The following is an 11,777-nucleotide window of genomic DNA, read 5'->3' as shown; positions in this document are numbered from 1 at the left end:
AACCGATCCCGGTGAACAGCACGAACAAGATCCCTTGCAACACCAGCCGGTCGTCCATCCGCGCCGGCCCCGGCGTGCCTGGTGCCCGGACCGGCAGTAGCGGTTCGATCACTGTCCACAACTCGTCGTCCACGATCCACGGGGCCGCCACGACGAAACATACTGCACCGCAACGAGAATCACCGCCACTCAACAGAACCTGCTAGGGGCTCTAAGCGGGATGGCCGCAGCCGGGGCGATCAGGGGTTCGGGACGTCAGCTCAGGCTCAAGCCGCTGCAGACGCACGTGCTGGCGCTGCTGACCCCCGGTCCGGTCGGGCAGCAGCGGCTCGGCGAGGAGACCGGGGTCGACCCGAGCGTCCTTGTCGCCGCCCTGAACGAGCTGGAGGACCGCGGCCTGGCGGAACGTCGGCGGGACCCGGAGGACCGACGTCGGCACATCGTGGAGCTGACCGGCGCGGGTCGATCGGTCGCCGGCGACATCGACGATGCCATGCGGCGCATCGACGGCGAGGTGTTCGCCAACCTGTCCGCAGACGAGATCACCACGCTGTACGGACTGCTCTCCCGGGTGCGTCCAGCATCGGGCGGAGTCGCCGGCGGGCGCGACGAGGTCTAGACGCGGTCTAGATGATCATCGCCGACTTCGATGACCGCACATCGGGGTTCCAGTAGTAACGACTTGATCCGCTATTGGGATCGAGACGTGCTGACCTGGGGAAGTGTGTGGTTTAACGGGTGGCGTCGCGGTTGGAGACCAGCCTGGCGACGGCCAGGTAGGGGTTCCGGTCTGGCAGGGGCCGGTATTCAGGTAGTCGGTATTCGAGTTGACCTCGACCCGGTAGCGGTCAGCGCCTGTGGTCTCCCGGCGCGTAGCGGCTCCAGGTGCCTCCGGCCTGCTCGCGATGCCGGTGCGCGGTGGTGTAGTGAACGCCCAATGCGTCGGCGACGACCGGCGCCGGGGCCTGCAGGACGAACTGGCGCAGTGCGGAGACGCGCCCCGGTGATGGTGGGGACGCCGTTCGTGGCGGCCTTCTGGCCGAGGGTCTCGGGGCGCAGTGGTTGGCCAGCGCGGCGGCCGGGAAAACAGCCAGCCTGACGATTCTGCTGAGTGGCTGGCCGTAGAGCAGCAGCAGGGTGAACGCGACTCGCAGCCGGAGGTCGATCTGGTTGTCGGTGAGGAGTTCCGCAGGATCTGCAGGCACTGGTGCTGGGTGAGTGGCTGCCCGGGCCGCGCTGGTGAGGCCGGGATGTCCAGTCGCGACATGCGGCCGGAGACTTCGCCCAGTCGAAGAACGGTTTGCAGCTGGCGCGCTGGTGGACCAGGTGAGTCGCATGCCAGCGGTCGAGGGTGGTCTGGTCGCAGCGACGCAACAACAGGCCGGATTCGGCGAGCCAGGACAGGAACTCCGTGGCCCGCATGATCTGGCGCCGGGCATTGCGGCGGCTGACGGGTGTCAGTGGTCCGGGTTCGGCCCTGGCTCCGGGCCCGGGCCCGGAGCCAGGGCCGAACCCTTCCAGGTGGCGAACTCTTTCACAATGCGCTGATGGTGGTGGTTGCCGATCCGGGCGAGGTGGTCGGCAGCCAGCGTTCGAAGAACAGGAGTTGCTTGTCGACAGGCGGTAGCAGCCCGCAGCTCATCAGCAGTTCGCGCAGGTGCGCGGCCGCTCGCCAAGGTTCGAGCTCGTTGAACGTATTGTGTGTCAACGGGATCGAGCCGTCGGCGAGGCCGCGAAGGAATCGCGGGACGTAGGGGTTGTAGAGGCAGGTCAGCCGGGTGAGGGGGTTCTGCTTCGCGGTCAGGGCCTCGAATAATGGCGTCAGCTCCGCCCAAACCTGCCCGGTTCCGTCATCGAGCAGATCACTGAGTCGGTGGACGAGGGCGCAGTGGCTGCAGAGCTTGCCGCGGTGCAGTTTTCCCTCGGTGCCGCAGCGGACGCAGGCAACCGAGAGCCGGAACCCGGCGCATCCGGTGCAGTTCGGGGTCCGGTCGGACGTAAGTCCTGGAAGGACTTGGTTTTCACCGCACCCCGGGCAGCAGAGATCGCCGGCGCCGCCGGTCTCCTGGCCGGCATCTGGTTCGCCCCGCTGGGCGTCGCCGCCGCGATCGGTCTGGTGCTGTACTTCGTGGGCGCAGTCGGAGCGCATCTGCGCGGCGGCGACGCCGCCCACGTCGCACCGGCGGCGGTGATCCTGATCGTCTCCGCGGTGCTGATCGGCCTGCGCATCGCGACCGCGTGAAAGCCGAGGCCTGCCCCCAGTGGATGGTCCTCACCTCGGTGCCCAGTCGACCCGAATCGGCCACTTTCCGCGGCTCGGGCCCTGGTGTCACCTCATGCCCCGGGTGTCAGCTCATGCGGTGATGCTTCCGCCGAAGGAGGTGAAAGCCCGGCCCTTCGACCGGCATGTGAAGCTGCCATGGAAGCCGACCTCGCATCTGGCTCCCGCGTGTTCGATGTAGGGGCCCCACTGGCCCGCGCCGGTCGCCACGGAATCGAGTCCGGGGTTGCCGCCGGGCAGGGTGTAGGGCGTGCCCGCGTCGAAGGTGGGGTGGGCCGGAAGCCAGGGCTGATCGATGACGATCTCGTTCACCGGAAACGAAAACGGCAGGAAGCTGTACTGCAGGCTCATCGGGGAGCCGAAGTCGCAGCCGACGCTGCCGTCACCGGCAATCGCGCAGTGGAAGCCACCCGCGTGGAAGTACACGGTTCCCGGCGCGGCCTGCGCGGCGGCGGTCACCAGAATCGGCGCCATCGCCGCCGCAGCCACGACTCCGACAACCCTACCCACGATGCGTTTCACGCAGAACTCCTCGATGAAGGTGATAACAGTGAACGAGAACTGACGACCCTATCGCCGTTCACCACGATCTCGTTTCGGCCCTGAACCAAGATCTGGGGCCCGATGTGCCTGTGAGGATTGCGCAGGGATCGAGATCGGACAGGGACCCTGAGCCCGGAGGGGTAACGGGCGAGTTCCGTCTCGGGCAGCAGCACGGCTTCTCATACGGGCTCCCGGGCGAGCGGCAGGGCATCGTCTTGTTGGCATGCGACGGGTTCGAGCAGACAAGCCCACCCCGCCGCGGCGTCCCTGGTCCTTCGACCGGGGTAGGCCCTTGATTTCCCATCGGCCACCGGCAGGTCAGGACATCAATCCGGCGTGCGGGCACTACTGGCTCGGCACCTGTGATGGATGCGCGAGGTGTACCTCGTGCGAGGACTGCCGCTCCAGTGCGGCACAAACAGGATTGACCGTGTGGTCGGTCGAGGCGATGAACTCCACCGGCGAGCAGCCGACCCTCGGCACAGCCGCGGTGGGATTCGCCCGGATCAGGCGGTGAGACCAGGGGGCGGGCAGTTGCGGTCGGCCCGGTAGGCGGGTGGGCACGGACGGCACTACACGTACCGCACGCACGCAGCTCCCGCCCGTACCCGCGTTTCGCGCGTGCACACCATCGGGCCGGTCACTGAAGAGCGATGGCCCTGAGAAGTATGGTCTCATTCGGCCGCTCGCGGTGGACGCCCTTCCAGGCGAACGAATCCTGGGCGGTGGGAAGCGATGTCGAGCCGACCGCCGGGATTCGCGATGAGAGCGTTCCCTCGCCATCCCACAGCAGACGATACCGCTGCTCGCGGTCACCGTCCCGGACGACGGCATCGATGTTGCCCATCGCCAGGTGCGGTGATGACGGCTCGCCGCCAGAAGTATCAACCTCGCCTGGACAGCGGAGTGGTACGTGCGGGAGGAGACGCTGCGGGCGGCGAATCTGGCGATCATCGGCTACCACCAGCGTCTACCGCTGACCAGTGCTTCGGTACCGGATCAATGGGCGCTTGCTGCTTCCACCGGTACAGGCTGCCTTCGGTACTCCCAGATCTCGGGCCACGTCGGCAACGCGCCGACCTTCAGGATCAGAGCGACTGCGCGCCTCCGGAATTGCGGTGAATACATCATCAGCACGGGCGGAGATCCTTCCATCCAAACGGGTAGGAATCTCACAACCCGGCGGAAAGAACCTCAGGACAGCCCAGGGGCCGTCGGTGGCGTGATCACCGTCAGGTGATCGACGCGATCCTGTGGAAACTGCGGACCGGCGCGACGTGGCGTGACCTGCCGGAGCGTTACGGGCCGTGGAAGACCGCCCACGAGCGGCTGCGAATGTGGACCGCGGACGGCATCTGGCAGCGGATCCTGGACGAGGTGATCGTCAAGGACGACTCCATCGGTGAGGTCGAATGGATCCTCAGTGTGGACTCCACCATCGTCCGGGCCCACCAGCATGCCGCCGGTGCCCGGAAGAAAGGGGGGCGCCATCTGCAGGTCCGGCGTCCAGGTCGCGGTCGAGGGCGAAGCGCTCGGCCGGTCCGCGGCGGGCCGAGCACCAAAATCCACCTTGCCTCGACGGGCGCGGCCTGTCGATACGGGTACTGCTCACCGGCGGGCAGGCTGGTGACAATCCGCAGATGCTGCCGCTGCTGGATGGCATCAGCGTGGCCCGCACCGGGCCGGGCCGCCCACGCGTGCGGCCCGGGGCGGTGGTTGCCGACAGGGCGTACTCGCACCCCTCGACCCAGCAGGCGCTGCGACGGCGTCGGGTCCGGTTCGTCATCCCCGAACGTGACGACCAGATCGCCCGCCGCGCTGTGAAGGGCTCACGCGGTGGGCGGCCACCGGTGTTCGACGCCGAGGCATACAAGCAACGCAACGTGGGCGAGCCATGCTTCAACCGACTCATGCAGTTCCGGGACCTGGCCACCCGCTACGCTTAACGCGCCGCCTACTACCAGGCCGAACTCACCATCGCCGCGATCATCCTCTGGCTCCGGTGACTTACGGGACAGAACCTAGCCTGTACCCGAGCTGGACACCAGATTGCCAACCGAGAGCGGGGAGCAACCTCCTCTCTATCACTCTGCCCTTGGCATCGACACGGCGAATACTCCAAAGCCACTTGGGCTCGTGCCGTGAAGGAGCCTGATGCAGCGTCGTGATTGGGCGTTCATGCCTACTGTTGGCCGGTCCAGTTGTTGCCGCAGTGAAGGCACCTCTGCTGGGCAAGACGGGCGGCAAGACGTGGTTCATCACGACAGCCCCCCTCCGTCGTACGACAGCAGGCATGGCAGGCGCGGCCGTCGGTACTTGGTGTCAGATCGGTTGTAGATCCGCCGCTGGGTTGCGAGTTCGCTACGGAAAGGTGTCCGTTCGAGAAGAACTACCTGCGCCACGGCGACCGGATCCGGCCCGCGCTCGCCGAGCTGGACAACGTCTGGGAGCACGCCACGCTCGGTCTGGGCGGCGACACCGGCGACGAGCGGGTGCGCGCCCGGCAGGCCGCCGCGATCACCGCGGTGGGGCGGTTGATGTACCGGTCGACGCTGGCGCGCACGGAGACGCGCGGGATGAGCAAACGCGCCGACCACCCCGATCAGGATCCGAAGCAGCATCACCACATCCTGTCCGGTGGGCTGGACGAAGTGTGGACGGCGACGGCCGCGGCCTCCGGCGCCCTGGCGGTGGCGTGATGATCGAGATCCTGCGTGCGGGCGACTGCATCGCCTGCGACAAATGCGTGGACGTGTGCCCCACGAACGTCTTCGACCGCACCGACAGCGGGATCCCGGTCATCGCACGGCAATCCGATTGCCAGACCTGCTTCATGTGCGAGGCCTACTGCCCTACGGACGCGCTGTACGTCGATCCGGAGGCGACGCCGCTGGCCGATCACGAGACGGTCCGCGACGAGCACATCGGCCGTTACCGCAAGGAACTCGGCTGGGGCCGCGGCCGCAAGCCCGGCAGCCTCGTCGCGGTGGGACCACGCCTGCCGCACGGCGCTCCGCCGCCGCGGCTGTCCGAACTCTGAACCAACGAAAGCGAATCATGCGCATTATCCGGCTGATCGTGCCCGCCGTCGTCTCGGCCCTGCTGCTGGTGCTCACCGGCTGTGGGGGCGAGGACGCGGGCTCGGCGACCCGCGCCGAGATCAAGACTCTCCGTATCGGCACCATCGGCACCGGCAACGTGCTCACCGGTCCGGTCGGTTTCGCCCATCAGCGCGGCGCCCTGCTGCCCGCGTTGAAGCCGTTGGGCGTGGACAACATCGAGGTCTACAGCTTCCCCAACGGGCCCGACCTGAATCAGGCGCTGGTCGGGGGCCGCCTCGACGTCGCCACCTACGGTGACACGCCCGCCCTGGTCGCGCGCGGCAGCGGGTTGCAGACGCGGCTGCTGGCCATCGCGGCGGTGAATTACAACGCCGGTGTGGTGGCCAAGGATCCGTCGATCCGGACGCTGAAGGATCTGGCGGGCAAGAAGATCGGCGTGCAGTCCGGTTCCTACATCGACCGTTACCTGCAGGGTGCGTTGAAGGCCGAGGGAATCCAGGCGCAGCTGGTGCATCTGCTGGCCACCGACGCGGAGGCGCCGCTCAACGGCGGTGATGTCGCGGCGGTCGCGCTGCCGGATGTGAACCCCTCGTCGTTCTTCCACGCGTTCCTGGCGAAGGGTTTCCACCAGGTCGACTCGGTTCAGGACAACCATCCCGATCTGGCGGGTACCAGCTCCTCGGTCAGCAGTCAGGACTTCCTCGACAGCCATCCGCGGTTCGGCGCCGCGTGGCAGTCGGTGATCGGTGAGGCCAACCGGTTTGCGAAGCAGCATTGGGACGACTACGTGAACTACGAGGTCGCTCAGTCGAAGTCACCGGAGGCGGTCGTGCGCGCCACCGCCCGGCAGAGCTACATCCCCGACGAGATCTTCGCGCCGTCGGGCATCCAGCTGCTGACCGGGACCAAGCAGTTCCTCGTGGAGCAGAAGAAGATCCGGGAGGATTTCGGTCTGGAGGAGTGGTTCTACCGGCCGGACCGGACCCAGCAGGGCTGAACGGGTGGACGCGTGGTCAGCCGGGCCGGGCGGTGCCGATCCGATCGAGGTGGGCGAGTACGCGGTCGCGCAGGTCCAGCGCGGGACAGTGCCATTCGCGGCAGACCTCGGCGGCCAGGCGGGTGAACGTATCGGCCATGGCACGCACCGCCGCGAGGATCTCGGCGGCGTCGTAATGCGGGAAGAAGGCCGGGGGGTCGTCGCGGAAGCGGGGATCGAGCCACTCGTGGAGATAATGGCCGTCGTGCCAGTGGTCGATGCGGCCGCCTGCGCGGGCCGTGGTGTGCCATTCGGCCATCGTCAGCAGCAGTTCGCGCAGCTCGCCGACGCGCAGCATCGCGTGCCACAGGTCGCCACGTGCGACATAGATCGGGATCTGGGTGGTCTCGAACCAGAACTCCCGCTGTGCCGCGTCGATCTCGGCGGCGCTGGGACGGGCTGGGGTGTGGCTTCCGGTCGCTGGTGGCAGTGCGGTGGTGCTGCCGTCCTTGTCCAGCAGCACCCGGTAGCCGCGCTGGTACAGCTGGTCGAGGCCGTCGGCGATCAGGCGGTCGAGGCGGCCGGGACCGGCGAGGGTGAAGTCGACTTTGCGGCCCTCGGCCAGGACCACCAGACAGGTGGGCCAGTGCGGTGCGTCGTTGTCGAGATGAATGTTCACCAGGACCGGGCCGATGGCGCGCAACCAGTCGTCGGCGCCGACGAGGGCGTCGGTGCCGGGGCCGATGAGCTCGATGTCCACATCGGAGAACGCATCCACCCTGGTTCCGCGCGCTCGTGAACCGGTCTGGATCACCGCCGAGATCCCCGGCTGCGCCGCGGCGAAGGCGACGATCCGCTCGATGACGAGACCGGGGTCCTCCATGTGTCCCCTCCGATCGAAAGCGGTGGCCCGAGTGACCGCCATCCTCGCCGCCGCGCCGCCGGGAGCGCCACTTGTTTTCCGTCGGCCGCACCGGAGAGCGGGTGGGCGACGGCAGGTCCATGGCTGCTGCCGGCGATAGCGTCGGCGGCGAACGGCTCGATCGGTGTGGCGTCTGGACAGCACGATGAGAGGAAGGGCATGGCGGATATCGCCGAGTGGGCGCGGCAGCAGGCGTGGGGCGTACGGCTGGAGTGGGGTTCGGCCGGTGCAATCGCGCTCGGGCCCGGTAGTGCGTGTGTAGTGGTGGTCGACGTCCTGTCGTTTACGACGTCGGTGTCGGTCGCTGTCGAAGCGGGGACGCGGGTGCTGCCGTATCCGTGGCGCGACGGCGGCGCCGCGGAATTCGCCGCACGGCAGGGCGCTGCGCTGGCGGTGGGGCGGCGAGCGGTGTCCGAGCAACAGCCGTGGTCGCTGTCTCCGGCGGCGTTACGCCGTGCACCGGTCGCCGAGCGGCTCGTGCTGCCCTCACCCAACGGGTCGGCCATCTCCGCCGCCGTCGGCGGCGTGCCGGTCATCGCCGCGTGTCTGCGCAACGCGAGCGCGGTCGCTGGCTGGATCGCCGGGCGAGGATGGGGCAGCGCGCGGCAGCCGGTCGCCGTGATCGCCGCCGGGGAGCAATGGCCCGGTCGCGCCGACCTGCGGCCCGCGGTGGAGGATTGGCTGGGCGCAGGGGCGGTCGCCGCGGCGCTGGCGCGTCTGGGAGCCGGACCGCTGTCGCCGGAAGCTCATGCCGCCGCCGTGGCGCACGAGGGAATCGCCGACGTCGCGGCGCTGATCCGGGACTGCTCCTCGGGCCGGGAACTCGCCGAAGGTGGGTTCGCGCAGGATGTCGCGGTGGCCACCGAAATCGAGCGCAGCCAGGTGGTGCCGGTGCTGACCGACGGAGCATTCGCCGACGCAGGCCGCTGAACCGCAGCGGTGACCATCGAGTGGGTGCTAGCGGTGCGGTCCGACCAGCGCGATCGCGGATTCGACCGCCATGTCGACGATCCCCGCGATGTCGTCGCCGTCTTCCACGGTGGTGGCGATGAGTTCCCGGAAACCGCCGAAGAGGATCGTCGCCACCTGCCGCGACGGCGGCCGCAGTCCGGCGGCGGCGAATTCCGGTGTGTCGGCCAGTTTCTGGATCAACGTCACGAACGCCTCGCCGACCTCGCGCTGCAACTGCCGGGTGTCCTCGCCGAGAGCGGGGACGACGCGGATCCAGCTGAGAGTCAAGGACGGTTCTTCGCGCGCGACCCGTATCCACGCTTCGATGGCCTGACGCACCTGGCTACGCCAGGGCATGTGCGGGTCGACCGCGGCATCGATCCGCTGGATCATCTCCTTGTGGTGCTCGCTCAGCAGGGCGATGAAGCAGTCCTGTTTGCTGGTGAAGTGCTCGTAGAACGTGCGCCGCGAGGTGCGGGCGTGGCGTACCACGTCGGCGACGGTGGTGTCCTGGTAGCCGCGTTCGCGCACCGCCATGGCCATGGCGTCGAGCAGGCGGCGGCGGAACCCCGAATCCGAGCCGTTGTCGGCGGAGGTGCGGGATGCGGGCGCGGCGCGGGTCACGAGAATCAGGTTAGTTACTCCCATCGGTTCCTCGTGCCCGGCCCGAACCCGTGGCCGGGCGCCTGTCGTGTCCCGATGCCACGGTGTGGTGAGCGTCGGACGGCGCGCCGCCCCGGGTGAAGCGGATTGTGCCGTCGTCGATGCGGCCGTAGCGGAGGGTGAGCACGTCGTGGGCGTAGCTCATGCCCAGCCGCCACGGAGCCCGCGAGCCCGCTTTGGGGAATCGGTCGATGTCGCGCAGCACGTACCCGGCCTGGAAGTCGAGCAGCGGTGCGGGCGTCACGGTGGAGTCCGGCCACGGAGTGATCTGCCGGTAGCCGCCCGCGTCCATGTGCCGCAACAGCCGGCAGACGAATTCGCTGACCAGGTCGGCCTTCAGAGTCCAGGAGGCGTTGGTGTAGCCGATGGTGAAGGCGAAGTTCGGGACTCCGCTGAGCATCATCCCCTTGTAGGCCATGGTGTGGGGCAGCGCGACCTGCTGCCCGTCCACCGTGAGCCGGATGCCGCCGAGCGCGAGCAGGCGCAGGCCGGTGGCGGTCACCACCACATCGGCCTCGAGGTCGCGCCCGGAGGCCAGGCGCAGCCCCGTCGGGGTGAACCGTTCGATGCGATCGGTGACCACCGAGGCGCGGCCGCCGCGGATCGCGCGGAACAGGTCTGCGTCCGGCACCAGGCACAGCCGCTGATCCCACGGTTGGTATACGGGCTTGAAATGGGTGTCGACGTCGTAGCCCGGCGGTAGTTGCTTGACGGTCAGGTTGCGGATGAATTTTCGCATCAATGCTGGACGTCGCCGACTCAGCTGATAGATCACCGTGCTGACCAGGACGTTCTTCCACCGGACCACGGTGTAGGCCCGTTTCGGTCCCAGTAGTGCGCGCAGCCGGTCGGCCAGGGCGTCTCGTGCGGGCACCGGCAGGATGTAGCTGGGGGAGCGTTGCAGCATCGTCACGTGCGCGGCGTGGTCGGTCAGCGCGGGCACCAGGGTCACCGCGGTGGCGCCGCTGCCGATCACGACCACCCGTTTGCCCGTGTAGTCGAGATCCTCGGGCCAGTGCTGCGGGTGCACCACTTGTCCGCGGAAGTCGCCGATTCCGGCGAACTGCGGGGTGTAGCCCTCGTCGTAGTGGTAGTAGCCGCTGCACACGAGCAGGAAGTCGCAGGTGAGTTCACGCGTGCCGCCGTCGTGTTCGGCCAGCACGGTCCAGTGCGACTCGGCGCTGGACCAGGACGCTTCGATCACCCGATGCCCGTACCGGATGTTCCGGTCGATCCCGGCGTCGGCGGCGGTCCGGCGGATGTAGCGCAGGATCGCCGGCCCGTCGGCGATGGCTTCCGCTTGCGTCCACGGGCGGAATCGGTACCCGAGGGTGTGCATGTCGGAGTCCGAGCGCACGCCGGGGTAGCGGAACAGGTCCCAGGTACCGCCGAGGGTGTCGCGCGCCTCGAGGATCGCGTAGGTGCGGTGCGGGAAGGCCGCCCGCAGGTGGTGGGCCGCGCCGATGCCGGAGAGGCCGGCGCCGACGATCAGGACGTCGAGGTGTTCGCTCATGCCCGTGCCCCTTTCGCGTCGCGGGCGCGCAGGCGGCGCTCCAGCAGCGCGACCACGCCGTAGTAGTGGGTAGGCGTCACCCGCGCCAAGGCATCGAACAAGTAGGCGTCGGGACCGACGAGGATCCGGGACTTGCCGTGTTCGACTCCGCGGCAGATGATTCGGGCTGCCTTCTCCGGTGTGGTCAGCGCCAGTGTCTCGAACTCCGCGGCCATCTGCTCGTGTGTCCGGCCCCGGCCCTCGGGGTCCTTGCGGACGCGGGCGTTGCGCGCGATGTTGGTTTTGATGCCGCCGGGGTGGACGTTCACCGCGGACACGCCGGTGCCGCGCAGCTCTTGGCGCAGGGCGTCGGTGAATCCGCGCACCGCGAATTTGGCTGCGCAGTAGGCGCTTTGATTGGGCATGCCCAGCAGCCCGAACACGCTCGAGGTGTTGACGATCACGCCGTGATCCTGCTCGACCAGGATGGGCAGGAAGGCGCGTGTGCCGTTGACGACCCCGTCGAAGTCGATCCGTCGCAGCCATTCGTCGTCGTCGGCGACGGCGTCGAGCACCGAGGAGGACATCGCGACACCGGCGTTGTTGAACACCGCCGCCAGTGGCGCGGTCAGCCAGTCGCGGACCTCGTCGGCGAAAGCGAACTGGTCGGCGGCGTCGCGCACGTCCAGGACGCGGGTGAGCACCGGGCCGGTCAGTGCGGCCGCGGTCTCCTTCAGCCCGACCGCATCGATATCGGCGATCGCGACGGGAGAGCCGGTGCCCGACAACAATCGGGCCAAACTGCGGCCGATGCCGGAGGCCGCGCCGGTGATGATGACCGGGCGGCCGGACAGCGGTCTACGGGTGCGAGGCATCGGTGCTCCTGC

General features: G+C 68.4%; 15 protein-coding genes and 2 pseudogenes. 8 read left to right on the top strand and 9 right to left on the bottom strand.

The window, feature by feature from the left end:
• Positions 1 to 151 (bottom strand): transposase (locus GVY64_RS12500; RefSeq protein ID WP_159840783.1); only part of this gene is annotated, 151 nt, incomplete at its 3' end.
• Between the two features lie 69 nt (positions 152 to 220).
• Here GVY64_RS12500 and GVY64_RS12495 point away from each other — a divergent pair.
• Complete coding sequence (locus tag GVY64_RS12495; protein WP_159840781.1) at positions 221 to 619, top strand: MarR family winged helix-turn-helix transcriptional regulator; 399 nt, start codon at positions 221 to 223, stop codon at positions 617 to 619.
• A 229-nt stretch (positions 620 to 848) separates the two neighbouring features.
• On the opposite strand, the gene GVY64_RS37240 is transcribed toward GVY64_RS12495, so the two are convergent.
• Both GVY64_RS37240 and GVY64_RS12485 read right to left on the bottom strand, forming a co-directional pair.
• The gene (locus GVY64_RS37240) at positions 849 to 1,205 is read right to left on the bottom strand and encodes a hypothetical protein (protein WP_201297992.1); all 357 of its coding nucleotides are present in this window, start codon (positions 1,203 to 1,205) and stop codon (positions 849 to 851) included.
• Between the two features lie 329 nt (positions 1,206 to 1,534).
• Entirely contained in the window at positions 1,535 to 1,708 is a 174-nt protein-coding gene (locus GVY64_RS12485; protein WP_159840779.1) for a hypothetical protein, read from the bottom strand.
• 306 nt (positions 1,709 to 2,014) lie between these two features.
• Here GVY64_RS12485 and GVY64_RS12480 point away from each other — a divergent pair, with 306 nt between their 5' ends.
• Positions 2,015 to 2,242 (top strand): DoxX family protein, encoded by a 228-nt coding sequence (locus GVY64_RS12480; RefSeq protein WP_236566780.1) that lies wholly within the window; start codon positions 2,015 to 2,017, stop codon positions 2,240 to 2,242.
• A gap of 111 nt (positions 2,243 to 2,353) precedes the next feature.
• On the opposite strand, the gene GVY64_RS12475 is transcribed toward GVY64_RS12480, so the two are convergent.
• Entirely contained in the window at positions 2,354 to 2,803 is a 450-nt protein-coding gene (locus tag GVY64_RS12475) for a hypothetical protein (RefSeq protein ID WP_159840775.1), read from the bottom strand.
• 661 nt (positions 2,804 to 3,464) lie between these two features.
• Positions 3,465 to 3,671 carry a hypothetical protein gene (locus GVY64_RS12470; protein ID WP_159840773.1) on the bottom strand — a complete coding sequence of 69 codons (207 nt, stop codon included), beginning with the start codon at positions 3,669 to 3,671 and terminating at the stop codon, positions 3,465 to 3,467.
• A gap of 350 nt (positions 3,672 to 4,021) precedes the next feature.
• On the opposite strand from GVY64_RS12470, the pseudogene GVY64_RS39100 reads away from it, so the two are divergent.
• The 5 genes and pseudogenes from GVY64_RS39100 to GVY64_RS12450 all read left to right on the top strand — a co-directional run.
• A pseudogene (locus GVY64_RS39100) lies at positions 4,022 to 4,393 on the top strand (IS5 family transposase); the annotation flags it as partial.
• 20 nt (positions 4,394 to 4,413) lie between these two features.
• Positions 4,414 to 4,770 carry a transposase gene (locus GVY64_RS12465; protein WP_442939567.1) on the top strand — a complete coding sequence of 119 codons (357 nt, stop codon included), beginning with the start codon at positions 4,414 to 4,416 and terminating at the stop codon, positions 4,768 to 4,770.
• A 420-nt stretch (positions 4,771 to 5,190) separates the two neighbouring features.
• Positions 5,191 to 5,523: pseudogene (locus GVY64_RS12460) on the top strand (pyridine nucleotide-disulfide oxidoreductase); the annotation flags it as partial.
• Entirely contained in the window at positions 5,523 to 5,864 is a 342-nt protein-coding gene (locus tag GVY64_RS12455) for a 4Fe-4S dicluster domain-containing protein (protein ID WP_159840769.1), read from the top strand. The pseudogene GVY64_RS12460 and the gene GVY64_RS12455, both read left to right, overlap by 1 nt.
• Positions 5,865 to 5,881: 17 nt before the next feature.
• Entirely contained in the window at positions 5,882 to 6,883 is a 1,002-nt protein-coding gene (locus tag GVY64_RS12450) for an ABC transporter substrate-binding protein (protein ID WP_159840767.1), read from the top strand.
• 16 nt (positions 6,884 to 6,899) lie between these two features.
• Here the strand turns inward: GVY64_RS12450 and GVY64_RS12445 are convergent, their stop codons facing one another.
• Positions 6,900 to 7,745, bottom strand: a complete 846-nt coding sequence (locus tag GVY64_RS12445; RefSeq protein WP_159840765.1) for an aminoglycoside 6-adenylyltransferase — start codon at positions 7,743 to 7,745, stop codon at positions 6,900 to 6,902.
• A 198-nt stretch (positions 7,746 to 7,943) separates the two neighbouring features.
• Between GVY64_RS12445 and GVY64_RS12440 the strand changes: the two genes are divergently transcribed.
• Entirely contained in the window at positions 7,944 to 8,714 is a 771-nt protein-coding gene (locus GVY64_RS12440; RefSeq protein WP_159840763.1) for a 2-phosphosulfolactate phosphatase, read from the top strand.
• Positions 8,715 to 8,741: 27 nt separating this feature from the next.
• Here GVY64_RS12440 and GVY64_RS12435 read toward each other — a convergent pair whose 3' ends face one another.
• The 3 genes from GVY64_RS12435 to GVY64_RS12425 are packed head-to-tail and all read right to left on the bottom strand — an operon-like array spanning position 8,742 to position 11,765.
• Positions 8,742 to 9,383: a TetR/AcrR family transcriptional regulator gene (locus GVY64_RS12435; RefSeq protein WP_159840761.1), complete on the bottom strand. Its 642-nt coding sequence runs from the start codon at positions 9,381 to 9,383 to the stop codon at positions 8,742 to 8,744.
• Positions 9,370 to 10,911 carry a flavin-containing monooxygenase gene (locus GVY64_RS12430; RefSeq protein WP_159840759.1) on the bottom strand — a complete coding sequence of 514 codons (1,542 nt, stop codon included), beginning with the start codon at positions 10,909 to 10,911 and terminating at the stop codon, positions 9,370 to 9,372. Before GVY64_RS12430 ends, GVY64_RS12435 begins: the two co-directional genes overlap by 14 nt.
• Entirely contained in the window at positions 10,908 to 11,765 is an 858-nt protein-coding gene (locus GVY64_RS12425) for an SDR family NAD(P)-dependent oxidoreductase (RefSeq protein ID WP_159840757.1), read from the bottom strand. The genes GVY64_RS12430 and GVY64_RS12425 overlap by 4 nt, the downstream gene beginning before the upstream one ends.
• Between the last annotated feature and the right edge of the window lie 12 nt (positions 11,766 to 11,777).

This window comes from Nocardia sp. CY41 (assembly GCF_009829325.1).
Classification (GTDB): Bacteria; Actinomycetota; Actinomycetes; order Mycobacteriales; family Mycobacteriaceae; genus Nocardia.
Note: the sequence above shows the minus strand (reverse complement) of the source record. Positions and strands in the feature narration are given on the sequence as shown.